This is a genomic window from Chitinophaga filiformis, from assembly GCF_023100805.1.
GTDB classification, from domain to species: Bacteria; Bacteroidota; Bacteroidia; order Chitinophagales; family Chitinophagaceae; genus Chitinophaga; species Chitinophaga filiformis_B.
Genome location: NZ_CP095855.1, coordinates 4,275,060 through 4,300,359, shown reverse-complemented (window position 1 = coordinate 4,300,359; position 25,300 = coordinate 4,275,060). Strand labels below are relative to the sequence as shown.

The following is a 25,300-nucleotide window of genomic DNA, read 5'->3' as shown; positions in this document are numbered from 1 at the left end:
AAAACACAACTATCATTTATTCAGTTTAGCTAAAAAAATTGTCTACCCCCAACGGGAATATTACCGATACTCTAATAAAAAACTCATACCAGAGATATGCAACTTTCCAGGAGGCATGCCAGCACGTTATATCCCATGCTACTACTTCATCTCTCTTTATACTTTTCCACTGCCGTGATTGCGCAGGATAAACCATCTCCTGCGGCCATGAAGGTGAGTTTCTCTGTACACAACACGACATTACTCGACATATTTAATATCATCAGTACCCAGACCAAACTGTATTTCATTTATTCGCATAACGATCTTGATGATCAGGAGAGATATACCTTCCGTGCCGTTGACGAACCGGTACTTGCTGTCGTTAATCGCTTAGTCAATAAAAAAGGTTTCTCCGGCAAAGTAGAGGGAGGCACCATCATTATATTCAAATCACCTTCTGTCCCCGACATGCCGGTACAGGAGCGTCCATCCAATAACGCTAATGAGACAAGAACATACCGTTTACACGGACAGGTATTTGACAGCTCCGGGAGTCCGCTTCCCGGTGCCACCATCCTGATAAAAAAGACCAACAACAGATATAGCGCCAAAGAAGACGGACAGTTCTTCCTCTCGTCCACCGATCCTCATCCCGTCCTGCAGATCAGTTATACCGGTTATGACACGCAGGAATATTCCGTTACTGATCCTGACAAGGATATCATTGTGGTACTTCGCCAACATACCAGTCCACTTGATGAAACTGTGATCATCGCCTATGGCACGACCTCGAAAAGATTAAATACAGGAAATATCTCGAAGATCGCCGGAGGCGATATTGAAAAATATCCTGCAAGTAATCCTCTTCTGGCACTTCAGGGCAGGGTACCCGGCCTGACTATTCACCAGGCCAGTGGCGCGCCGGGCACTCCGCTGGATATCCTTCTCAGGGTACAAAACTCCTTCCTGAGTAACAATACGCCCCTGATCGTTGTTGACGGTATTCCGCTGCCAGCCGGTAGTCAGAATATCAACCTTCTTACCAACCATCCAAACAGCAATGTGGGACTGTTCTCCATCTTTAACGCCCTGGATATAGAGAGCATTGAGGTGTTAAAAGACGCCGATGCTACTGCTATCTATGGCAGTCGTGGCGGGAACGGCGTTATTCATATCACCACGAAAAAAGGCACCTCCGGCAAACTAAAACTCAGGGCGGAATATGCAACGGGCTTCAGCCGGGTCAGCAGCATGCTCAGGTTACTCAATACACAACAGTACCTCAGCGTCCGGCATGAAGCCCTCCGGAACGATGGGCTCACGCCTTCAAATACTCCCGGTGATGCGGGCTATGCCCCTGATCTACTGTCGTGGGATACAACACGGTATACCAACTGGCAGCGCTGGCTGATAGGCGGCAACGCCCCAACCAGCCGCGCCAACCTGTACCTCTCCGGTGGCAATGCTGTTACCCAGATGATGATGAGTCTCGGCTTCTACCGGGAAGGCACTGTACATCCTTCTGACATGGCCTATCTCAGGGGAACCGCTAGTTTTTCGCTCAACCACAGATCTGCAGACAGCAGGTTCAGACTTGGGCTATACTGCAACTATGGGAAAGACAGGAATAAAATGTTCAACAATCCGCTGTCGGCTATTATACTGGTTCCCAACGCGCCTAAATTATACGATGAGAACAAACAACTCAATTGGATAGAAGGAAACGAACCGTTTACAAATCCGGCAGCAGAATTCCTGAAAACCTACGTGCATGAAAAGGAAAACCAGATTGTAAACCTAAATGCCCAATATGCCATTTTGCAGGACCTTAAGGTAAAAGTCAACCTGGGATATAACAGCACGACGGCAAATGAAAATCTAAGGATCCCCATAGCATCCCAGAATCCCTATCTTACTGATAATATTACAGGTACTTCGTCCTTCGGGAACAATAACTACAAAAGCTATCTTTTAGAGCCTCAGGCAGAATACTATCGCCATATCAACAACGGGGAACTGACCATACTTGCAGGAGCTTCCTATCAGTATACCAGTAATTATACCTACACGATAGTAGGAACAGGCTATACCAATGATGCCCTGCTTTCCTCAATCGATGGTGCGCCTGTGATATCCAGCAAACTCACGAACCGCCTTGAGTATAAATATGGCGCTGTCTTCAGCAGGATCACCTATAAGCTCAGGAACAGGTACATCGTTAATCTTTCAGGACGAAGGGACGGCAGCTCCAAATTCAGCCCTGAACACCGCTTTAGTAACTTCGGCTCCGTAGGGGCAGCCTGGATCTTTTCCGAAGAACCCTATTTTAAAAAAACATTGCGCTTTCTTAGTTTCGGAAAACTCCGCTCAAGCCTCGGCGTTACAGGGAATGACCAGATAGCGGATTACAAGTACCTCGATACCTGGTCCCTTTCCCTTGGTAATCCTTATCAAAACACGACGACTATGTTTCCAGACGCACTCTACAACCCTGCCTACAACTGGGAAAGGACCCGAAAGATCGAGTCGGCACTGGAACTGGGGTTTTTCAAAGACCGCCTGTTCACTTCGTTTGCCTGGTTCCGCAACAGGAGCGACAACCAGTTAATATACTATACCTTACCAACGCAAACAGGCTTTAGCAGCATACTAAGGAATTTTGACGCGCTGGTGCAAAGCAGCGGCTGGGAATTTGCCATTAACGGGGATCTCGTTAAAAGCAAGTCATTTGTACTCAATGCCGCATTTAATATCAGCATCGCCAGGAATAAACTGCTCCGTTTTAACAACCTGGCCAAATCATCTTATGCTGAAACTTATGTGATCGGAGAATCGTTGAATGTGCTCTATAGACTACAGTCCCGGGGGGTATCGCCTGATAGCGGCATTTTTAAGTTCGCAGATGCAGACGGTAATGGTCATTACACCGCAACCGACTATAAAGTGATCGGGAACCTTGACCCTTTGTATCACGGCGGCATCCAGCTGAATTTACAATATAAGGGGCTCAGTTTTTCCTTAGCCGCCGAATTCAGAAAGCAGCTGATCCCTAATTATCTCTACAGAACTTACATCAATAACTTCTTTCCGGGAACCATGTTTAACCAGTCCGACCTGGTACTTGATCGTTGGCGGCAAAAAGGCGATATAGCGAGATATCCGAAATATTCAACGAGGCCGACCGGACCAGTCTATGCTATCAAAAATGAAATCATTAAATCCGAAGAAGCATACGCCGACGGAAGCTTTCTGAAATGCCGGAATGTTGCCATTTCCTATTCACTGGATATATGCAAGCATAAAGATAAAACACCGGTACAACTAACCATCTTCTGTAATGCCCAGAATCTCTTCACGATCAGCAGGTATAAGCAAGGCGACCCCGAAACGGCGGATATCCTTAGTCTGCCTACGCTCAGAACCGTTACAGGAGGGATCAGGGTTTCTTTACAATAGAGACGAATGAAACAATACTATATGCACAATACGTTTATTAACCACAAAATGAAAAAGCAATTTTATCTGACAGCAATTAGCTGCTGTCTTTTGTTCAGTTGTAACTTACTGAATGTCGACAATCCGACTAACAAAGCCGTAGGAGATGACCTGTTCAAAAATAAAGAAACAGCCGAAGCTGCCGTCCTGGGTATCTATTCCAACATCGCCGGCTCCTCCAATGTGTTTATGGCGGCCATCACCTTTTACACATCATTATATGGAGACGAAGCTTTCTATACCGGATCAACTGCTTCCGTCCAGGAATTTAACAATAGTACTATTTCAACCGGCAATACGGTCATAGAAAGCAACTTCTGGAGCAACAGTTATCGTTTCGTCTACCAGATCAATACCTGCCTGGAAAAATTGGATAAGAGCACGGGCATTTCTGATGCCACCAAAAACCAGCTAAGCGGAGAATGCCGGTTTCTGAGAGCATTCATTTACTTCCAGCTGTTGCAGCTATTCGGAGAGGTGCCACTCATTACGGTAACAGACTACAGGGTCAACGAAAACATGCCCAGAACACCAAAAGAAGCTATCAGGAAGATGATCCTTACAGATCTGCTTACTGCAAAGGAATTACTTTCAGATGCCTACCCTACGAATGAAAGGGTAAGGGCCAATAAAAGTACAGTCGCTGCGCTGCTGGCCCGGTTTTACCTCTATGAGCAGCAATGGCAGGCGGCAGAGAAAGAAGCCTCTGAAATCATCAACACGGGCCGGTATCAGCTGACGGCAGCTCCGGAGGAAGTCTTTCTCGCTAACAGTGTTGAAACCATATTACAGATACAACCTGTTCTTGTAGGCTACAATACCATGGAAGGCAATACATTTATTCCAGTGGAAGCGGCCAGGCCGTCTTTTGCCCTGACGACATACCTCAGAGCCGCGTTTGAAATAAATGACAAGCGCTGGAAAGCGTGGGTAGCCACGAAGGTCGTCAACGGTATCACCTACTACTATCCGTTTAAGTATAAGCGAAGGGCTGACTTCATCGTTAACTCAAAACCGCTGGAATATAACATGATATTCCGCCTTGCCGAGATCCTGCTGATTCGGGCAGAGTGCCGCGTGCACCTTAATTCATTGCCCGGGGCCATCGCAGACCTTGATGCCATACGCCAGCGCGCAGGCCTTCCCTTAATACAGACCACGGATCCGGGCATATCTGCTGCCGAACTATCCGAAAAAATAGAGAGAGAACGAAGAGTTGAACTTTTTACAGAATGCGGGCATAGATGGTTAGATCTCCGCCGGATGGGCAAAGCCTCTGAAACCATGCAGACAATTAGATCTGACTGGAAAGCAACAAAGGAATTATGGCCCATACCGCAATCACAAAGAGCCTTAAATCCCGCACTCGGACAAAATGAAGGATACTAACCCAAAGATGCAGCTACAGGCAGTATAAGACAGCACCAGGTAACTGTCTACCTGGTGCTGTTGCGCTTTCGCGATCTTAATACGTAACGTCTCCGTTTGTATAGATGCTCGTGTTATCCTGAGCACGAAGACAGATATTGAATGTGCCCGAACAAAGCGTTTGCGCCTGTTCCTTCGTCGCATTTACCAGCACAAGCTGATTGTCCCAGTTGATCCAGTTATGTAACACGTCTGCAGAAGAGGAAGAAGGAAGATTGGATGCGATAGCGCCGCTTGTTCCTGCTACAGCGGCGAGGGCTGCGAATAGAAGTTTGATCTTTTTCATACGAATGCTAATTAATAATTGAGTAATTGAGGTGATTGATTTGATTGGTCGTTATTTTGAAATTGTCAGAAATACATTTTGCACTACTACTATGAGGGCTGCTCCCTTTAAGGCATGCCATTCCCGTTAAGGCGTGATGCTTTCAATAAAATCACGACTTCCCCTTTAAGACAGGCCTTTCTCATCAAAGTGTAACCTCCTTTTCTCAGACCACAACTTCTCGCTTAAAGCATACTTTCCCCATTAAGGTGTGGGTCCTTTTTAAGGCCACAACTTTTTCGTTAAAGGCATGCCACTCCCATTAAGGCATAACATCCTTTTTTTGACCACAGCTTATCTTTTAAGGCATGGCATTCCCCTTAAGCCGTAACTATCTTTTTAAAGACTACGACTATCCATCAAGGCTGACAGCCTTTTTTTGACGACAACTTTCCATTAAAGACATGCCGCTCCCACTAAGGCATAACATCCTTTTCTGACCACAGCTTGTCTGCAAGGCATGACATTCCCATTAAGGCCTGACAGCCTTTTTTTGACGACAACTTTCCATTAAAGACATGCCGCTCCCATTAAGGCATAACATCCTTTTCTGACCACAGCTTGTCTTTAAGGCATGACATTCCCATTAGGCCGTAACAGCCTTTTTTTGACGAGAACTTTTCCGTTACAGACATGCCGCTCCCACTAAGGCATAACATCCTTTTCTAACCATAGCTTGTCTTTAAGGCATGACATTCCCATCAAGGCCTGACAGCCTTTTTTAAGACCGCAACTTCGCTTTTAAGGCAAGACGCCCCCATTAAGGCCTGACATCCTTTTTAAGCTCGGCTCCTCCATTAAAACATGACATTCTCTTTAAGGCATAACTCCCCTTTAAGACACGATTCGCCCTTTAGGCATGATTCCCCCGTTATAAGGCATGAAATTACCCTCATGCCTGCGACACGTTCATTTTAAGCAGTATTATCTTTAATAAATAAAGATCAGGAGATTGCCCACTCAGCCTCCCTGTCTGGCAGAAAGCGTTTTACTCTCAATGCAATAAACTATCCCTTATGTCCCGCGTTCAGAAAGTGATTTTGTCTCGATTATCCCCGTACGTAAGCGTTTGCTGTTCTGTAATATGTTATGTATAAACGTAAGCAACGTAAAAATGTTTCCTATGATAGTAACTATGCCATCTTTCTTCTGAATTGTTGTTCCAGGTAAATACCAACAATGCCGATAGCGACAAAAATGAGATTAAAGATGAGGTGTTGCGTCCATGAAAAACGCGCTATTACCCCGCCACAACTACAGGGTATCACACCATAGTAGTTCAATTTTACAAGGATGATGTAAATAGTAAAACATACCATTAGTCCCGTAGCAAAGAACAACCCTATCCTCCTCAGGGAAAGGGTCATCATCATGACGGCCGCCAGGATCTCAGATGAAAGCACACTCCATACCAGTAAGTGCGTATACTTATCCGGGAATGGCTGACGATCCATCTGAAGAATAAATATCCGGTAATTCATCAGTTTGGATACAGCGGCATAGATAAACATACTTGTGAACAAAAAGTAACAGATCAGGAGAATAGTATTCCTGGTTTTTATGCTTCCTGTTTGCATAAACATTTTTTTTAGTACCCCCCGTTCTACGGGATCTCAAGCAGATAACCAAGGTAATTTCTTTTTATTACAACTTCGTTAATCCTATGTTAATTAGGGCGACCTTTTTTCAGGAACTTATTACGCTGCTCTTAACTGATAAGGCAGGTTTGAGGCGGGTTTAGCAGGTTTAAGTATAGGCGCTGATGATGGTTGGGGCAACTACTTTTTTGAGAACCCGGGGCCTTTATTTCTCTGCGCAAACAACGCGAAGGGGCCCGGGGCAATTGGGGTATACGCTGATCAACCTCTCTTGTAAATGATCCTGTTATCAAATTCTCCGGTTACTACACGGCCGAAAATGATCTTGGTCCATCCGTTCTCAAAGCCATGATTATTCGCTATCAGAAACCCCTTGTTGGTATCCCTCTTCACGATCTTATGCGCATCAATGTAACGGCCTCTCACCTTGCAGAATACAATATCGCCAATCTCATATTCCGTTGCTTTTTCGAAGGTAAGCAGGCTTCCGCTTTTCAAAATGGGTAACATCGAGCTCCCAAAGGCTTTCATTCTTCCCGTCCCCGCAGTCTGCAGTTCGGTTTTCAGTCTTTCGTATTTATTCATCTTGTTAAAAAATTGAATGCAAAAATAACGAAATATAACATTACTAACCCTGCCCCTGCCTGCCAGGAAAAACATGTTCTTAAAAAAACGTCTTTGGAGGCGATATTTTAGCCCAATACACCGATAGCACATTAACTGGTGCTCTAATCCATATTATGGCATTATACAGCCTTAAAAGCCGCTTTTCGGAACATTTAAAAAAAGGGGCGGCGCTTCCCCTGTAAGACAAAGCTATTTCCGCTAGTGGAGATTCGCTCAAGGTAGCCTCATCCTCCCTTAATCTTCCGTTGCGGAACGGAAGATTAAGGGAGGATGAGGCTACCTTGAGCGAACCTCTACCGAATGTCAAGCCCTGGTTTTTGTTACCTGGTCCTGTAACTTTTTGCCGCCTTTTTGCCGGTTTGATACAAAAAAACTTTACAGTTCTTGCGCGGAACTTCAGGACTAACTTTACAGCTGATTGTAAATTCCAGGATTAACTTTACAGTCAGTCAGGCCCCCGGCATACAGTCACTGTATATGCTCCTTCCTTCTCATCCCACGATACTGCTCCGGAGAAATATGCATCGTTTTCTTAAACAAACGGGAAAAATGATAGGGATCGTCATAGCCAATGGCCGCCGCTACATCCTTGATCTTCATATCCGTAGTATATAGCAGCAAACAGGCCTCCTGCAACTTCAGATGAATAAAATAGTTCAACGGCGACATACCCGTTGCTTTCTTGAACAGCGTAGAAAAGTGAGAGGGCGACAGCTCGCATTGCTGCGCCAGATCTTCCACAGTCAGCACTGCAGACAAATGCTGCTGCATATATTTTATCGTACCATCTATCCTGTCCTTCGCCTCATTCTCCCGCCGCCGTTCCTTCTCCGGGTACAGGAAAGAAGAGATGAAATGATACAGGCATAAATTCGCCTTCCCCAGGTTGTCTTTACCAAATCCCATATTCAGGGTCTGATACATAAGGTCCCATAACTGGATACCTGTCTCATTGGAATGGATATTTTGCGGGCCATCCAGCAGACCAATATTGAATCCGCGGTTGAAATTATCTATATCCTTTCCGCTGAAATGCACCCAATAGATGGTCCATGGATTTTCATCGTCCGATCCGTAACGCAGGCAGGCCTTCGTTGCAGGTATGATCACAAACTGGTTGGCCACCATCTCAAAATGCCTGTCATTCACAGTATACCAGCCTTTTCCTTTTATGCAGTACAACAGGATGTTGTCCTGGCAACCATGCTTTCGCTCGCGGTAATGATAAGCCGCTCTGGGAAAATAACCGATGTGGGTGATGTACAACTGACCAATTACCGGGTTGGCTTTAATGGCGTTTTTCCAGACAGTTTCCGGAAGGCTGATCATGCGTTCTCCCTCGAAACCATCTTTTCGTTTTACCGTTCTCATAACGTGGCAGATATTAAATTAACTTAGCCCAATACTATTTTAATACGGCACAGGTTGGACTATTTTACGGACCAATAACGTGATTCATACTAAATTACCACAGCCCAATACAATCTTGACTTCATCAAAATCCGGCCGGATCCAAATTTAGTATTTTGTCCAAAATCGTAGAATAATCCATCAAAATAAATGAATGTTCCATTTTCATTACATCTTCCATAAGATAGTTTTGCCCGCAATTCCATGTTGAAATAGTTTTATTCACACTATCTTCCTAAATCTTGGTTTATGCCAGAATACCTCTCCACGTACAGGCTAAGGGCCTTAAAATCCGCATGCCTTCTTTTTCTGCTATCCACGTTCCTTACCTACAATGCTGCAGCGCAACAGACTGAAAAACTAACCGTTACGGGAACAGTGACAGATTCCTCCGGTGCTAAACTTGAAGGGGTGAACATTGTAGCTGAAAACAAGAAGAACGTCGCAACATCCACTAACGCAAACGGAAAGTTCGTGCTTGACGTAGAGCCGGGTACCCTGCTCAGGTTTTCGTTTGTGGGCTTTGAACAACAATTTATTTCCATTACGCCCAACACAAAGGTGATCAACCTGGTAATGCGGCCCGCCACCTTCAGCGCCGAAGAAGTGGTAGTGGTGGCTTATGGAAGAAAACAAAGGAAAGAGGCCGTAGTAGGATCTGTTACGAGTATTGATCCTGCGGCCCTCAAGATCCCCTCCAGCAATCTTACCAATGCCATGGCCGGCCAGATTGCCGGCATGGTGTCCTTCCAGCGTGGCGGTCAGCCGGGACTGGACAATTCATCCTTCTTCATCCGCGGTGTGACTACCTTCGGCTACAGCGCCAGTCCGCTGATACTGGTAGACAACGTTGAGCTGAGCGCTAATGACCTGGCCCGCTTACAGGTAGATGACATTGCTTCCTTCTCCATTCTGAAAGATGCCAGCGCTGCCGCCCTGTATGGCGCCCGTGGCGCTAACGGCGTTATATTGGTCACTACCAAGGAAGGTAAGACCGGCAAGGCCCGTATGAGCTTCCGCTATGAACGCTCCATCTCCAAACCTACACAAACCGTAAAACTGGCAGATCCTGTTACGTACATGAAACTGTACAATGAGGCGCTGACCACCCGCAATCCGCTGGCTACACCTCAGTATACGCCCAACCAGATCATCAACACTCAGGCTACTATGAATAAGGCGCCCGGCAGCAATCCTTATGTATATCCTGCTGTTGACTGGATGTCGACACTGTTTAAAGACCAAACCACTACGCAACGCGCCAACTTCAGCGTACAGGGTGGTACAGAAGCTGCCAGGTATTATATAGCAGGGTCTTACGACAGGGACAATGGCATCTTACAGGTCAATCCTGTCAATAACTTCAATTCCTCCATGAAGTTTGAAAACTACCAGTTACGCTCCAACGTAAACGTTAAACTCACCAAAACCACAGAAGCAGTTGTACGCCTCTGGGGAAATTTCAATGAATATACAGGGCCTATCACCGACGACCAGTCAGGTTTTGCCAGCGATATGTACGACAGGGCGCTCCATACCAGCCCTGTAGCCTTCCCTGCTTATTTCCCTGCAGACAGCGCTAACCTGCTGACCAAACATATTCTTTTCGGTAACTCGCTTAGTACTACCGGCGGACTGCAAAGCAATCCATATGCAGCACTGATGTACGGGTATAAATCATTTTCCGAGTCGAAACTGTCGGCCCAGTTTGAAGTGAACCAGAACCTGAACTTCGTTACCGAAGGGCTGGCATTCCACGGCCTGTTCAGTACTAACCGCTACGCCTACTTCGATTTAAAAAGGGCATATAAACCTTTCTATTACGATGTTGGAAGCTATGACCAGGCCAGCAATACCTATACGCTCAACTGGCTGAATAATCAACCGGGAAGCGCACAGGAATTCCTCAGCTATTATCCCGGCAACAAGAATGTGAACACATTCCTTTACCTGCAGGGAAGCCTGGATTATGCCAGGACCTTTGGCAAGCACAATATCAGCGCTGCCCTCATTGGTACACGCCAGCAAAAACTGAACGCTGACGCCAATGATCCGAACACCCAATTGCCATCCCTGCAGTATTCACTGCCCTACCGCAACCTCGGACTGGCAGGCAGAGCTACCTATTCATTTGCCAGCAAATATTTCCTGGAGTTCAACTTCGGATACAATGGTTCCGAACGCTTCTCCACACAATACCGCTGGGGCTTCTTTCCCACCATTGGCGCAGGCTGGGTGATATCTAACGAGAAATTCTGGAAAGGCGATATTGCCAGCATTGTTACCAGGCTGAAACTGAGAGGTAGCTATGGTCTTGTTGGAAATGACAATATCGACAATACACGCTTCTACTATCTGTCCAACGTCACACCCGATGATGTGAATGGCCCCTCCGCTGTATTTGGCACCAACAACAGCGTGAAGATGTATGGTACCACCATCCAGAACTATCCCAACCCTGGCGTAACATGGGAAACTGCCCGTAAGACCAACCTGGCGGCAGAGGTCACCATACTGCACCAGCTGAACATCACTGCAGAGATCTACCATGAATACAGGTACAACATCCTGCAGCAACGCGGATACATCCCTGTTACAAATGGCCTCGAAGCGGTTGTTAAATCCAACGTAGGTACTGCCTATGCAAAAGGACTGGATCTGAACATCAACTATAAACAGAACATTTCAAAGACCCTGTGGGCCTCCGTGTTAGGCAACCTCACCGTTACTTCCAACCATTATGGCCGTTTTGAAGAACCGGAATATAAATACAGCTATCGTTTTCAGAAAGGCAGACCGATCAACCAGCCTTTCGGTTATATCGCGGAAAGATTGTTTGTAGATGATAAGGAAGCTGCCAACTCTCCTACACAGTTGTTCGGCTCTTCTCCATTACCGATCGGCGGAGATATCAAATACAGGGACGTTAACAAAGACGGTATCATCAACCAGGACGACCAGGTGCCTATCGGCCTTCCTACTACACCGCAGATCATCTATGGATTCGGCTTCTCCATGGGATATAAAAACTTTGACCTGAATGCCTTCTTCCAGGGGCTGGCCAGGGAATCATTTTTCATTAACGCCACTTCACAGGACGACAGGTACTGGGGGAAATATGGTACGGCGCCATTTGTAAACAATGCGCAGATCCTGAAGGCTTATGCCGACGACCACTGGTCTGAAGAGAACCAGCACCTCTATGCACTATGGCCTCGTCTGTCTACCACCGACATCCTGAACAACCAGCAACAGAGCACCTGGTGGCTGAGAGACGGCAGCTTTATGCGACTGAAATCAGTTGAAGTAGGTTATACCCTGCCTAAGTCGCTCGCCAAACGCATGTACATTTCCAGTATGCGTGTGTACTTCAGTGGATTGAACCTGTTCACCTTCAGCCATTTCAAGCTCTGGGATCCTGAGCAGGCCGGCCAGGGATTCAGCTATCCGATTCAGAAGGTGCTCAACTTCGGAGCGAACGTCAATTTTTAATGCAAGTAACGTAAACGATTACTGATGAGATCCATTACAAAACAACTACTTTGTGCAATCGCCTGCATCGCTATATTAATACAGCCTTCCTGTAAAAAATACCTGGACGTCGTACCCGACGACGTTGCCACATTGGAAAGTGCTTTTGCCAATGCCAATGAAACACAGGCCTATTTATTCGGTTGCTATGCCACACTGCAAGCCATGGCAGATGTGCGCAGGAACGCAGGCTTCACTACCTCCGGCGAAATAATGTTCCCTTATCCATTGCAGGACCAGACCACGCTTGGCGGTGGAGGCGGCGATGCCGGCTTCAGTATCATCCGCGGTTTGCAGAACAGCGCTAACCCGCTGCTGAACTACTGGGATGGTTATAACATGGGCCTGAACATGTGGCAGGCTATCAGGAAATGTAACATCTTCCTTGAGAACTCTCACATCGCACTCGACCTGCCGGAATTCCAGCGCAAAAGGTGGAATGCGGAAGCTAAATTCCTCAAAGCATACTTCCACTATTGGCTGATCAGGATGTATGGTCCTATCCCTATCGTGGATGCGAACCTCCCGGTGAATGCTTCCATTGATCAGGTAAGGATCAAACAGCAACCTGTAGACTCCTGCTTTAACTATGTGGTACGTCTACTGGATGAAGCCATTGCGGACCTGCCGCCTGTGATCCAGAACCTGGCTGCAGAACAGGGACGCATCAGCGGCACGATTGCAAAAGCAGTAAAGGCGGAAGTACTCGTAACACAGGCCAGCCCTTTGTTTAACGGCAATCCCGACTATGCTTCCATGAAACGGAACGATGGCACAAGACTTTTCCCTGCTGAATATGACGATACAAAATGGGTACGCGCAATGAATGCCTGTAAGGAGGCGATTGACGCTGCTACCGCTGCAGGCGCAGATCTTTATCAGCTGCGGATATCCGGAGGTGTGGTACATATGTCAGATGCTACCCGCAGACTGCTCACCATACAGGGCGCCTTTGTAGACAGCTGGAATACTGAGCAGGTATGGACCCTCAATCCACAGTTCGGATGGCAGTATATGGCCTCACCACGCGTCACCGCAGAAGCCGCCGCCAATGTGTTTGCTGTGTATTCCAATTTTTCTGTACCTATCGGGCAATCTGAATTGTTTTACAGCAGCAATGGTGTACCTATCAATGAAGACAGGTTCTGGGACTATAAGAACCGCTATAAGCTGCAGGCGGGCGATGATACACATGCCTACTACATCAAAAAAGGATATACCACGGTGAAGGGCAACTTCGACAGGGAACCGCGTTACTATGCCGATGTTGCTTTTGATGGCAGCGTATGGTTCGGATCGGGTAACCTGGACGACAACAATCCTAATTACGTGAACGCCGTGAATGGCTTTGCTGCACCGCCCGACCAGCTGCGTTACAACGCAACAGGTTACTGGGCTAAAAAACTGGTGCCTTATCAAACTACCTTCGGACAAAACAGTGTACAACAGAACTACTCATGGCCTTTCATGCGCCTCACGGGGCTATGGCTGCTGTATGCAGAATGCCTGAATGAAGTAAATGGCCCTGGTGCAGAAGTATATATGTGGATCGACAAGGTAAGGGAAAGAGCCGGTCTCCAGGGAGTAGTAGCATCCTGGTCACAATATTCCAACAATCCTAATAAATGCAATTCGAAAGATGGATTAAGGGCTATCATTCACCAGGAAAGAAGGATTGAAACTGCTTTCGAGGGACAGGCGGGCTGGGACCTGCGCAGATGGAAAGAGCTCCAGAATGTGTTGAGCACTCCCCTGCTGGGATGGAATGTATTTAACAGAACAACCGAGGGTTATTACCAGATCAGGATCGCACAGCAGACAGCCTTTGGCCTGAAGAACTACCTGTATCCCATACAGGACTACGATCTTTTAACCAACCCTAACCTGGTGCAAACGCTTTACTGGTAAGACAGCCGAGCCATCTACCATATTAATTATCACGTATGAAATACAGCAAACATCATATACATCAACTTTTATTACTGCTGATCGTTATGGCAGCAGTACCGCTGTCCTGCAAAAGACTGGATGGCTACAATGAAATAGTGTCCACCGATATGACACAGCCCGGGCCGGTCACTGACGTAAAAGTGGTGAATTTCAACGGGGGAGCATATATCACTTATAAATTGCCTAACTCCTCAAATATCCTCTATGTGCAGGCAGAGTACAAGATCAATGACAATACCAGCAGGCAGTCAAAGTCCTCCTATTACTCCGACAGCATTACGGTAAGTGGTTTTGCCAAGAGCCAGGACTATGAAGTGGTGCTGCGTACAGTAAGCCGTGCACAGGTATCGTCAGAGCCTGTAAAGGTAACGGTACATCCTGATACGCCTCCTTACCTGCTCACCCGCCCGACGGTGACCATGCAACAGGATTTTGGTGGCGTGAACATCACCTGCCTCAATAAGACAAAAGCAAACCTGGGTATCATTACCATAGCGCCCGACGCTACGAATAAGTACCAGATCATCGCACAGAATTATACCAACGAAGACACCATTACGTTCAGTCTCCGGGGCTATGATACCATCCCTCATCAATTCGGGGTATATGTTACAGACCAGTGGGGAAATATCTCTGACACGCTGCTCTCTACCATTACGCCTGTCTTTGAAGCCCAGATGGACAAGTCCCTGTTCCAGGCCTATCCCCTGGGAACGGACGCCAGAACAGGCTTTGGATGGGTGATCCAATACCTGTGGAACGGCACCGCGCAATCTCCCGGCTATCATACAGAACAACCCATCCAGCCATTGGTATGGCCCGCAGTGATCACATTTGACATGGGCAAGGCCGCCAGGTTAAGCCGCTATACTATATGGAACAGGGGAATAGATGGTAGTGGCAACTGGTTATGGCAGGCAGGAGCGCCACAGCGATGGGTGTTGTGGGGAAGAGAAGATCAGCCGGTAGACGAGACCATGCCGGACGAGCACAACCTGCCTCCTGTCGGTGGCCAGACGCCTAATGGCTGGATCAACCTCGGTGTGTTCGATGCACCGGGCAAACCTTCCAGATTACCGAACCCACAGTATACTAATGCAGACCTGGCATTCTGGAATGCGGGCTTCAGCTATAATTTTCCGCTGAACCTGCCGAAGGTAAGGTACATGCGCTTCGAATGCCTTTCCAATATGGCGCAGACTAACAACTTTTTTAACGTGACTGAGCTGACCTTCTGGGGAGATCCGAGATAATAACACCTTAAACGGCAGAAAAATGAAACGCTATCATACAAACAGAATATATGTGCTGGCCTGCTTGCTCGTATTGCTGGCCTGTAGTAAAAAGCCTACTGATTACCGCGACTTCCTCGGTGGAGAAGAACTGGTGTATCCGGGCACTATAGCCAATGCTAAAGTATTGCCAGGCAAGAATCGCCTGCAACTGATCTGGCAGCCCAGCCCTGACCCCAGTGTTGTGAAGTATACCGTGTACTGGAACAACAAGGCAGACTCCCTTACTGTCAATTCCACCACGCACAATACCGGCGATACTGTCAGGTGTACAATATCCGGCCTGTCGGAATATGTGTACTCCTTTGTGATATACTCCTATGATGCCAAAGGCAACAGATCTGTGGCCACAGAGATCAGTAATGCAAGAGTATATGGTAATGTGTACACCGCAACGCTCAACAACAGGCTGAGTAACCCGGAAAATCCTTATACCATCCTGGAAGACAGTTCCGTCATCATCCGCTTCTCTACACCCGATACGATCAATATTAACACTGCGCTGCAATACACAAAAAAGAGCGGAGAACAGGTACAGCGCTCACTGGCACCGGATGAAGACTCGCTCACACTGACAGACTATAAGTTCGGCACTCCGGTGTTGTACAAGTCGTCCTATATCCCCGTAAGGGATGCTTTGGATACTTTCTACACCTTGCAGAATGATACATTTCCGACTATCTTCAGACAGGTAGTGTGCGACAAAAGCCTCTTCACTGAATTAAACCTTTATGGCGATATGGGTATCTATCAGTCTGATACACGGGTGAGTAAGCTGTGGGACGGATCTGTTGGTCCGCAGGGATATCCGAACATCTTCCATAGTGACGGCAACAGTGGAATGCCCAGAGTGCTCAGCTTTGATATGGGCAAAGTATACAATAACCTTGGCCAGATAGAAGAAACGGGCAGGGATTGTTGTAACAACCCCGACCAGTTTGAAGTATGGGGTATTGCAGATATCACAAATGCGGTTCCGGAGCTGGATTCCCGTGACGGCGGCTGGAAAGCGGCTATGCAGGCAAAAGGTTGGACATTGCTGAAGGAAGTGATCAGGACCGACAACGGCAATGCGCCCTATAAAACATCGCTGATCAGCAATCCGCCGCCGGTACGTTATATCCGGATCAGGGTGTTGCACAATGCCAATGGAGAGAACAATTATGTAAATATGTCCGAACTCACGTTCTGGAACAAAGAATAGTTATCACAAGTTACAGGTCTAATGATGTTTTTGAGCAGAAGTATTATCACAATTATCGTCGCGGCTTTACCGGCAGCCTACAGCACGGCGCAAAGCCACGTATTGGAATTAAAGTATGACAAACCGGCAAAGGTATGGGAGGAAACCCTGCCGCTGGGTAATGGCCGTTTAGGTATGATGCCCGATGGCGGCATTGCCGCAGAGAAGATCGTGCTGAACGATATCACGCTCTGGTCGGGCGCGCCGCAGGATGCCAACAATTATGAAGCTTATAAGCAACTGCCCCGCATCAGGCAGTTGCTGAAAGAGGGCCGGAATGATGAAGCACAGGCCCTGATGGACAAAGACTTCATCTGTACCGGCAAGGGCTCTGGCAGTGTACCTTTTGGCTGTTACCAGGTATTGGGAGAATTGCAGATACAGTTTGAAGGTGCGGGCAACAGTACACCTGAACAGTATGAGAGAACGCTTTCGCTGGAACAGGCCATGGCCATCTGCAGTTACAAGGCAGATGGCGTTACTTATCGTCGCGAATACTTTACCAGCTATGGAGATGACCTGGGAATGATCCATTTAACGGCCGATCAGCCTGGGAAACTTAATTGCCGTGTAACGATGAGCCGCCCGGAAAGATCATCCTCGCGAACTATCGGCAATGCGCTGGAACTATATGGCCAGCTGGATAACGGCACCGATGGCAAAGGCATGCAATACCAGGCCACTGTCAAGGCCAGTTCCAAAGATGGCGCCATTAGTACGGAAGGCAATACCCTGGTGATCAGGAATGCTTCGGAGATTATCTTGTATGTAGCCGCCGGAACGGATTTCCGCAATCCTGACTTCAGAAAGAAGATCAGTCAGACCCTGGCTGCTGCTATGAAAAAAAGTTATGCCATCCAGCGGAAACAGCATATCAGCAACTACAGCAAATTGTTTAACCGGGTGCAGCTCAGCCTGGGAAAAAGCAGCGCCCGCACATTAACAACAGATCAGCGCCTGGCAGCTTTCTACAACAATGCGGCGGCCGACAATGAACTGCCGGTACTCTTTTACCAGTTCGGCCGTTACCTGCTGATATCCAGTACCAGACCCGGATTGCTGCCACCGAACTTACAGGGCCTCTGGGCAAACCAGGTACAGACACCCTGGAATGGCGACTATCACCTCGACGTCAATGTACAGATGAACCACTGGCCGGCAGAGGTGTCCAATCTCTCTGAACTTAACCTGCCCCTGGCAGCGCTGGTAAAAGGATTAGTGGAACCCGGCAGAAGAAGCGCAAGGGCTTATTATAATGCACCCGGCTGGGTCGCACATGTCATCACCAATGTATGGGGCTTTACAGAACCAGGTGAAAGCGCTTCCTGGGGCGCCACGAAATCCGGCTCCGGATGGTTATGCAATAACCTGTGGGAGCACTATGCGTTCACTAACGACAAGCAGTATCTGGCTGATATTTATCCAGTAATAAAGGAATCTGCCATGTTCTACAACAGCCTGGTGATCAAAGACGAAAAGACAGGCTGGCTGGTAATGTCGCCCTCATCTTCTCCGGAAAACGCATTCTATCTGCCCAATGGGAAACATGCCAGTATCTGTATCGGCGCCACCATTGATAACCAGATCGTCCGCGACCTGTTCAATAACGTCATTACAGCATCGCTTACATTAGGAAAGGACAGTGCATTCAGAAAAGAGCTGCAGCAAAAGATAGCCCTGTTGCCTCCTCCCGGTGTGATCGCCAAAGACGGCAGGATCATGGAATGGCTGGAAGATTACAAAGAGACCGAGCCGCAGCACCGGCATATCTCCCACTTGTGGGGACTGTACCCAGCATCGCTGATCACTGCGGAGCATACGCCTGATCTCGCGGCAGCTGCAAAGAAAACACTGGAAGTAAGAGGCGACGATGGCCCCAGCTGGACCATCGCTTATAAACTCTTATTCTGGGCAAGATTGCAGGACGGCAACCGCTCTTTCAAACTGTTCAGAGAACTGCTGAAACCTACTGTCAGAACAGACATCAACTATGGTGCAGGCGGAGGAGTATACCAGAATATGTTATCGGCCGGACCTCCTTTCCAGATAGATGGCAATTTCGGGGCAACCGCAGGCATTGCAGAAATGCTGTTACAGAGCCATGCAGGCTTTATTAACCTGCTGCCGGCTGTACCTGATCAATGGAAGGCGGAAGGGGCTGTAAAGGGCTTAAAAGCACGGGGAAACTTCACGGTGGACTTTGCATGGAAAGATGGTAAAGTGACCAGCTACAGGATCACTTCTCCAACTCCGCGTAAAGTCAAAGTAAAAATCAACGGCGTGATGAAAGAGGTCACTGCCACTAAAATCTGATCTGCATGATACAACATACATCTACGAAAGACGTCCGCTATCCTTTAGGACAGGGAGCCGGCAGTGATGCCATACACCGCGACCCGGTCTATTCCTATGCCGTCACACAGTTACACGACGACAGCGGCCTTACAGGTACAGGCCTGGCCTTTACGCTTGGAGAAGGCAATGACCTGGTTTGCAAAGCGGCTGATTTCTACGCCGCGCAGCTGAAAGGGAAAGACATAGAAGAAGTGATGGCCAGCTTCGGGGCCCTCTTTTATCAGTTCTCCAACGAACAGCAATTCCGCTGGCTGGGACCACACAAAGGTGTGGTACACCTGGGACTGGCATCTGTGACAAATGCCTGTTACGACCTCTGGGCCAGGAAAAGAGGCGTGCCCCTCTGGAAACTGCTGATCGATCTGTCGCCCGAAGCCTTGCTGAACACCCTCGATCTCTCCTACCTGGAAGACGAGCTAACAAGAGAAGAGGCACTGGCATTGATCAAAGCCGGCAGCGCAGACAAAGAGCTCCGCCAGCAGATCACGGCAAAGGGCTATCCGGGTTACGATACCTCTATCGGCTGGTTCAATTACTCAGACGATAAAGTAAAAGAGAATGTAAAAAAAGCCATGGCGGAAGGTTTTACCGCCATGAAACTGAAAGTAGGATCTGCCGATCCTGAGCGGGACATCCGCCGGGCGAACCTTGTCAGGGAGGCGGCGGGAGACGCAGCCAGGATCATGCTGGATGCCAATCAGCAGTGGACATTACCACAGGCATTACAGATCTGCAGTAAACTGCAGCAGATGAACCCATACTGGATAGAAGAGCCTACCCATCCTGACGATGTACTGGCCCACCAAAAACTCGCCACCGCAATTGCCCCCCTGAAACTGGCACTGGGAGAGCATGTGCCGAACCGTATCATCTTCAAAAACTACCTGCAGACGAAATGCGCAGGTTTTATCCAGGTAGACGCGGTTCGCGTGGGCGGAGTGAGTGAATTTATCACCATCAGTCTCCTGTGCCGCAAATTCGGTGTTCCCGTAGTGCCGCATGTGGGCGATATGGGACAGCTCCATCAGCATCTTGTGCTCTTCAATCATATTGCCTTAGGACATGAAGCGCTGTTCCTCGAGCATATACCACATCTGCAGCAACATTTCAGGCATCCCGTCAGGATCCGGGAAGGCGTTTATCAAACACCCCAGGAGGCAGGCAGCAGCTGTGATCTTATCATCTAATAAAAGTTCCTATGATAAAAACGCCGGACATCATCATCAGCATCGTGTACATACTGATCATTGTAAGTATAGGGCTCTGGGCAGGTCTGAAAAAGATGAAAGCGGGCAGCGCCTCCAATGATTATTTCCTGGCCGGCAAATCCTTACGCTGGCCGATGATCGGCATGGCCTTATTTGCCACCAATATCTCCTGCCTGCACCTGGTTAGCCTGGCGCAAAGCGGATTTGACGAAGGACTGCTCAGTGGCAATTTTGAATGGATGGCCGCCTTTACACTCATCCTGCTGGCCTTATTCTTTGCGCCTTTCTATATCCGTAGCGGCGTCAGCACCTTACCCGATTTCCTGGAGAGGCGCTACAACCGGGCATGCAGGGACTGGCTGACATTCATCTCGATCATCTCTGCCATTACCGTTCACATTGCATTTTCCTTGCTTACAGGTGGCATTGTGCTGGAAACACTGTTAGGTATTGACATGTATACCAGCGTTACTGTTATTGCGGCAATTACGGCTGTGTATACTATTATCGGCGGACTGCGTGCAGTGGTAGTGACCGAGAGTATCCAGACAGTAGTGCTCGTAAGCGGCGCCGTGATCATCACGGTGATCTGCCTCCATAAAATGGGCGGATGGAATGCGATGACGGCAACTTTGCAGGAGCACCAGGAATTACATAAACTGAAGATGTTGCGTCCTTCCGGCGATGGCAGTCAGCTGCCCTGGTATGCGGTATTCCTGGGTTATCCGGTACTGGGCATCTGGTATTGGTGCGCCGATCAGACCATCGTACAGCGGATACTGGGTGCAAAAGACGAGAACCACGCCAGAACAGGGACATTGTTCTGCGGTTTTATCAAAATACTGCCGGTGTTCATCTTTATATTGCCGGGATTACTGGCAGGCACCCTGGCGCAAAAGGGATTACTGGATATCAGCGCCATTCAATATGTCGATGCTTCCGGCAATGCGGCTGTAAATAGCAAAGGTATCTACACACTGATGATCACCCAGCTGGTGCCGACCGGCCTGGCAGGCATCATAGTAGCAGCCTTACTATCCGGATTAATGAGCCAGGTATCGGGTGCATTGAACTCCATTTCAACACTGGTAAGCTTTGACCTGTACAAGCGCTTCAAGCCTTCAGCCAGTGAGCAGGAACTGGTGCGTATGGGACGCGTATCTGCAGGCATCGCCCTTGTGTTGTCTATCCTGCTCCTGCCCTTACTGAACAACTACAGCAGCCTTTTCAATGGTGTGAATGATATCATCTCACATATTGCACCGCCCATTACCTGTGTGTTCCTGCTGGGTATTTTCTGGAAGAAAGCATCCGCCAGGGCAGCACAGATCACACTACTGGCCGGCTCGACCCTGGGCGCACTGGTGTACGCCATCAACAAGATATACCCGTATACTTTCCTGAAAGAGATCCCTTTCCTGATGATGGCCTTTTATCTTTTTGTGGCCTGTTGCATTATCCAGGTTTCCTTCTCCCTGTTGTATCCTATGCAGCATACCACAATAAGCGGGGCGCTGTACTGGAAATCGCCGCTGGAACCATTGCAGGATAAGGGCTGGAATGGATTGGGGAATTATAAGGTCTTATCAGCATTGTTACTGTTGGTGATGATCGTACTATATGTCATTTTCAAATAGTCAACTTTCAGGAAAAAGACCTGCTAACATTACTACAGCGCTAATGACCATAAGGTATATGATTCCATAGAAATCGTTCAGAGACAGAAACCCTTATAGCAACAGGATTGCTGATAATGGTTTCACAATATATGATCGCGATAAGGATCATTTAATGGCAGGAAATCCTTTCAGCAGCGTTGCTGATAATGATCCTGCTGTACATCATTTCAAAAACACATCACTCAAGAACAAAATAACTAAGCATGCAACTTTTGACCGGTAAAATAATATTGCTGACTGGAGGATCCAGGGGTATTGGATTTGAATGTGCCTTAAAATATGCAGAAGCCGGGGCTATAGTAGTGATCCTGTCGAATGATCCCGTCTCGCTGGCCACCGCCATTGCCGCATTGGGATCATCACACTCCGCCATCCTGGCCGATGTTGCGGTACCAGCAGATGTTGAACGCGCTGTTCAGCAAACATTGGAAAAATATGGCAGAATAGACGTCATCCACAATAATGCGGGCATTGCACATCCTTCAAGCCCTCTCCATGAAACCACAGAGGCCGAATGGGACGATGTGATGAACGTCAATCTTAAAAGCATTTACCTGACCACACGATATGGCATTGAAGCCCTGAAACAGAGCAAAGGATGTATCATCAATACCAGCAGCCTTGTGGGAGAGATCGGTCAGGAAAACCATGCTGCCTATACTGCCAGCAAGGGAGCTGTAAATTCTTTAACAAAGTCCATGGCCTTGGATTATGCGCCCTTTCAGATCCGTGTGAATGCAGTAGCACCTGCCGGCGTATGGACACCTATGCTGCGGGAATGGGGCCAGCATCAGAACAATGGACAGGGTATCGAGCAGTATATGAATGCCATCCATCCTTTGGGTTACTGTCCCGAAGGAGATGTGATAGCTGATGCCTGTGTTTTCCTGGCTTCTGATAAAGCACGTTTCATCACGGGGCATGTGATGCATGTCAGCGGAGGTGCAGAACTGGGATACAGGGCCTTGCTGCAGGCAACTGAAACAGTCTAGGAAAGCATTTGAGCGCTCCCCCCTCTGCCGAAAGTACATACGAACGCCAACAGGCAGATGAAACGTTCGACAATCATCATGTCCTGATAAAACAAGGAGGGCGTCTCCCTTAAATAAGACGCCCTCTTGCTGTTGCTACTTCTTCAATCTCCCCGCTACGTCTTACTTTTTACTACAATCCTGCGACTTTTGGATATACCCGTTTAGTGAAATCGGCTGACTTTTGCTGTATCAAAACATCAAAAGAAAGGGACAAAAGAACAGCACCTGAGCAGGATGATGCTCATCCAACTCATAAAATCCGGACACAGGGAGTTCGAAAGATCTAAACAGCTTACCCATCTCTAAATCGCAACGTAATAATGATGCGGCTGAGACATTCGTTCAAAAATTAAATTAACTTGCCTTATGCAAAATGCTACGCCATACCGGATAAAATCTATCACGGAAATTCACCGTCTGATGGGCTTGCCTAAGCCACATCATCCGCTGATCAGCATTGTTGACCTGAAAGGCTTTAGAAATGATCACGATATTGATGCCGTTGTGTTTGACATGTACGTCATATCTATGAAAAAAGGTTGTGACAATCTCATATACGGCCAGCAAAAGTATGATTTCGATGAAGGGTTAATGGCCTTTATGTCTCCCGGACAGATTCTGCGGGGCGAGGAAAACGGCGTCCCCCCAAATCTGGAAGGCTGGATGCTGTTTATCCATCCGGACTTTCTCTGGAACACCTCCCTTGCCAGGAAGATCAGGAAATACGAATACTTTGGCTATTCCACCCATGAGGCCTTGTTTCTCTCCGATAAGGAAGAAATGGTCATCAATGATATTATAAGAAATATACGAAATGAGTATCATTCCAATATCGATAAGTTTAGCCAGGATATCATTATCTCGCACCTGGAAACATTGCTGAATTATGCCGAACGTTTTTACCAGCGGCAGTTCGTCACCCGTAAGATCACCAACCATCAGATCTTACACCAGGTAGAAGAAATCCTGAATGACTATATAAATAATGAAGCTTTACTTTCGACGGGAGCGCCAACAGTGCAATACATTGCGCATCAGCTACACCTGTCTTCCAAATATTTAAGCAGCATGCTTAAACAACTTGTCGGCCAGACAACACAACAGATCATTCATGAGAAACTGATCGATAAAGCAAAGGAAAAACTGTCCACAACAAAATTGTCGGTAAGCGAGATCGCCTACCAACTTGGCTTCGAACATTCACAGTCGTTCAATAAGCTTTTCAAGCTTAAAACCAGGCAAAGTCCGCTGGAATTCCGGCAGGCATTTAACTAATTAATATATGCAGACTATTACGCCATTTCTTCAGTATTTACGGCAAAATCGCCAGCTGCCTGTGCGGATCGTCTCACCGGAATTCGGCCACCTGACGGCTGAAGAAGCGGCCACTTACGTTGCTCCGCATCGCTCGCCCTATTATTTCTTTATGTTCATGCTCGAAGGCCGCAGCTGTCATCAAATCGATCTGCACAAATACGAAGTGAACGACAATGAATTGATCTTTGTTACGCCTCAGCAAATCCACGAACAGGAAGGTATGAGCAAGGGCGGCAAATTTGTCAAGCTGGGTTTTGACGAAATTTGTCTCTCCCTGCTGCCCGGACAATATGAATTCCTTGTCCATTCGCTAAATGATCAGAAAGTTGGTTTTAGTCCTTCTGCCGCGCTGCGGGTAAAGGCAATCTTTGCTATACTTCTCGATCTGCTAAGGCATTGGGACACTGCCCCTGAACTGATTCTGGCACACCTGAACAGTTTACTTACAGAAATCAACGCGGCTTACCTCCCCGCCGCAACCATTCCTGCAAAGGACACGCTTTCCCGTTATAGTGATTTCAGAGCATTTGTAGAAAAGCATCTGACCGAGCAACCCGGCGTCGGACTGATCGCGGAGAAACTGGGCATTAATCCCAATGGACTCTATAAGCTGGTGAAACAGCATGCCGGCCTTTCTCCCAAGGAATACATTACGAAGCGGCTGATCCTGGAAGCGGGGCGGCGCTTATATCACATGAAGGATGTTTCGATCAAAGAACTGGCTTTCGAGCTGGGCTTTAATGATCCTGAATACTTTTCCCGCCTGTTTAAAAAAGTCACAGGACACACCATCCCACAGTTCCTGGCGGATCTGTCAGGGAATTAG

16 protein-coding genes are annotated in these 25,300 nt (G+C 47.7%); 12 read left to right on the top strand and 4 right to left on the bottom strand.

What is annotated here, in order from left to right; translation table 11 throughout:
• The first annotated feature begins 96 nt into the window (after nucleotides 1-96).
• Both MYF79_RS17045 and MYF79_RS17040 read left to right on the top strand, forming a co-directional pair.
• Complete coding sequence (locus MYF79_RS17045; protein WP_247808857.1) at nucleotides 97-3,438, top strand: SusC/RagA family TonB-linked outer membrane protein; 3,342 nt, start codon at nucleotides 97-99, stop codon at nucleotides 3,436-3,438.
• A 48-nt stretch (nucleotides 3,439-3,486) separates the two neighbouring features.
• Complete coding sequence (locus tag MYF79_RS17040; RefSeq protein WP_247808856.1) at nucleotides 3,487-4,866, top strand: RagB/SusD family nutrient uptake outer membrane protein; 1,380 nt, start codon at nucleotides 3,487-3,489, stop codon at nucleotides 4,864-4,866.
• Between the two features lie 76 nt (nucleotides 4,867-4,942).
• On the opposite strand, the gene MYF79_RS17035 is transcribed toward MYF79_RS17040, so the two are convergent.
• The 4 genes from MYF79_RS17035 to MYF79_RS17020 all read right to left on the bottom strand — a co-directional run bounded on the left by MYF79_RS17035 (nucleotide 4,943) and on the right by MYF79_RS17020 (nucleotide 8,826).
• On the bottom strand, nucleotides 4,943-5,191 hold the full coding sequence (locus tag MYF79_RS17035) for a hypothetical protein (protein WP_199656489.1): 249 nt from the start codon (nucleotides 5,189-5,191) through the stop codon (nucleotides 4,943-4,945).
• A gap of 1,172 nt (nucleotides 5,192-6,363) precedes the next feature.
• Nucleotides 6,364-6,807 (bottom strand): MauE/DoxX family redox-associated membrane protein, encoded by a 444-nt coding sequence (locus MYF79_RS17030; protein WP_247808855.1) that lies wholly within the window; start codon nucleotides 6,805-6,807, stop codon nucleotides 6,364-6,366.
• A gap of 282 nt (nucleotides 6,808-7,089) precedes the next feature.
• Nucleotides 7,090-7,413, bottom strand: coding sequence for a S24 family peptidase (locus MYF79_RS17025; RefSeq protein ID WP_247808854.1), 324 nt, complete (start codon nucleotides 7,411-7,413; stop codon nucleotides 7,090-7,092).
• 510 nt (nucleotides 7,414-7,923) lie between these two features.
• Nucleotides 7,924-8,826 carry an AraC family transcriptional regulator gene (locus tag MYF79_RS17020; protein WP_247808853.1) on the bottom strand — a complete coding sequence of 301 codons (903 nt, stop codon included), beginning with the start codon at nucleotides 8,824-8,826 and terminating at the stop codon, nucleotides 7,924-7,926.
• 288 nt (nucleotides 8,827-9,114) lie between these two features.
• Here MYF79_RS17020 and MYF79_RS17015 point away from each other — a divergent pair, with 288 nt between their 5' ends.
• The 10 genes from MYF79_RS17015 (at nucleotide 9,115) to MYF79_RS16970 (ending at nucleotide 25,300) form a co-directional block, all read left to right on the top strand.
• Nucleotides 9,115-12,357: a SusC/RagA family TonB-linked outer membrane protein gene (locus MYF79_RS17015; RefSeq protein ID WP_247808852.1), complete on the top strand. Its 3,243-nt coding sequence runs from the start codon at nucleotides 9,115-9,117 to the stop codon at nucleotides 12,355-12,357.
• 24 nt (nucleotides 12,358-12,381) lie between these two features.
• Entirely contained in the window at nucleotides 12,382-14,304 is a 1,923-nt protein-coding gene (locus tag MYF79_RS17010) for a RagB/SusD family nutrient uptake outer membrane protein (RefSeq protein WP_247808851.1), read from the top strand.
• A 35-nt stretch (nucleotides 14,305-14,339) separates the two neighbouring features.
• The gene (locus MYF79_RS17005; RefSeq protein ID WP_247808850.1) at nucleotides 14,340-15,599 is read left to right on the top strand and encodes a DUF4959 domain-containing protein; all 1,260 of its coding nucleotides are present in this window, start codon (nucleotides 14,340-14,342) and stop codon (nucleotides 15,597-15,599) included.
• A 22-nt stretch (nucleotides 15,600-15,621) separates the two neighbouring features.
• Nucleotides 15,622-16,842 (top strand): DUF4998 domain-containing protein, encoded by a 1,221-nt coding sequence (locus MYF79_RS17000; protein WP_247808849.1) that lies wholly within the window; start codon nucleotides 15,622-15,624, stop codon nucleotides 16,840-16,842.
• Between the two features lie 30 nt (nucleotides 16,843-16,872).
• Nucleotides 16,873-19,194, top strand: a complete 2,322-nt coding sequence (locus tag MYF79_RS16995; RefSeq protein WP_410688250.1) for a glycosyl hydrolase family 95 catalytic domain-containing protein — start codon at nucleotides 16,873-16,875, stop codon at nucleotides 19,192-19,194.
• 5 nt (nucleotides 19,195-19,199) lie between these two features.
• A complete protein-coding gene (locus tag MYF79_RS16990; protein WP_247808848.1) occupies nucleotides 19,200-20,423 on the top strand; it encodes an enolase C-terminal domain-like protein in 1,224 nt (407 codons plus the stop codon).
• Nucleotides 20,424-20,434: 11 nt separating this feature from the next.
• Nucleotides 20,435-22,081, top strand: a complete 1,647-nt coding sequence (locus MYF79_RS16985; RefSeq protein WP_247808847.1) for a sodium:solute symporter — start codon at nucleotides 20,435-20,437, stop codon at nucleotides 22,079-22,081.
• Between the two features lie 245 nt (nucleotides 22,082-22,326).
• Complete coding sequence (locus tag MYF79_RS16980) at nucleotides 22,327-23,115, top strand: SDR family NAD(P)-dependent oxidoreductase (protein WP_247808846.1); 789 nt, start codon at nucleotides 22,327-22,329, stop codon at nucleotides 23,113-23,115.
• 408 nt (nucleotides 23,116-23,523) lie between these two features.
• A complete protein-coding gene (locus MYF79_RS16975) occupies nucleotides 23,524-24,432 on the top strand; it encodes a helix-turn-helix domain-containing protein (protein ID WP_247808845.1) in 909 nt (302 codons plus the stop codon).
• Nucleotides 24,433-24,439: 7 nt separating this feature from the next.
• Nucleotides 24,440-25,300 carry an AraC family transcriptional regulator gene (locus MYF79_RS16970; protein WP_247808844.1) on the top strand — a complete coding sequence of 287 codons (861 nt, stop codon included), beginning with the start codon at nucleotides 24,440-24,442 and terminating at the stop codon, nucleotides 25,298-25,300.

Excerpts from the sequence above, each read along its gene's own strand:
- MYF79_RS17045 (WP_247808857.1), top strand. The coding sequence starts at position 97 with ATGCAACTTTCCAGGAGGCATGCCAGCACGTTATATCCCATGCTACTA.
- MYF79_RS17040 (WP_247808856.1), top strand. The coding sequence starts at position 3,487 with ATGAAAAAGCAATTTTATCTGACAGCAATTAGCTGCTGTCTTTTGTTC.
- MYF79_RS17035 (WP_199656489.1), bottom strand. The coding sequence starts at position 5,191 with ATGAAAAAGATCAAACTTCTATTCGCAGCCCTCGCCGCTGTAGCAGGA.
- MYF79_RS17030 (WP_247808855.1), bottom strand. The coding sequence starts at position 6,807 with ATGCAAACAGGAAGCATAAAAACCAGGAATACTATTCTCCTGATCTGT.
- MYF79_RS17025 (WP_247808854.1), bottom strand. The coding sequence starts at position 7,413 with ATGAATAAATACGAAAGACTGAAAACCGAACTGCAGACTGCGGGGACG.
- MYF79_RS17020 (WP_247808853.1), bottom strand. The coding sequence starts at position 8,826 with ATGAGAACGGTAAAACGAAAAGATGGTTTCGAGGGAGAACGCATGATC.
- MYF79_RS17015 (WP_247808852.1), top strand. The coding sequence starts at position 9,115 with ATGCCAGAATACCTCTCCACGTACAGGCTAAGGGCCTTAAAATCCGCA.
- MYF79_RS17010 (WP_247808851.1), top strand. The coding sequence starts at position 12,382 with ATGAGATCCATTACAAAACAACTACTTTGTGCAATCGCCTGCATCGCT.
- MYF79_RS17005 (WP_247808850.1), top strand. The coding sequence starts at position 14,340 with ATGAAATACAGCAAACATCATATACATCAACTTTTATTACTGCTGATC.
- MYF79_RS17000 (WP_247808849.1), top strand. The coding sequence starts at position 15,622 with ATGAAACGCTATCATACAAACAGAATATATGTGCTGGCCTGCTTGCTC.
- MYF79_RS16990 (WP_247808848.1), top strand. The coding sequence starts at position 19,200 with ATGATACAACATACATCTACGAAAGACGTCCGCTATCCTTTAGGACAG.
- MYF79_RS16985 (WP_247808847.1), top strand. The coding sequence starts at position 20,435 with ATGATAAAAACGCCGGACATCATCATCAGCATCGTGTACATACTGATC.
- MYF79_RS16980 (WP_247808846.1), top strand. The coding sequence starts at position 22,327 with ATGCAACTTTTGACCGGTAAAATAATATTGCTGACTGGAGGATCCAGG.
- MYF79_RS16975 (WP_247808845.1), top strand. The coding sequence starts at position 23,524 with ATGCAAAATGCTACGCCATACCGGATAAAATCTATCACGGAAATTCAC.
- MYF79_RS16970 (WP_247808844.1), top strand. The coding sequence starts at position 24,440 with ATGCAGACTATTACGCCATTTCTTCAGTATTTACGGCAAAATCGCCAG.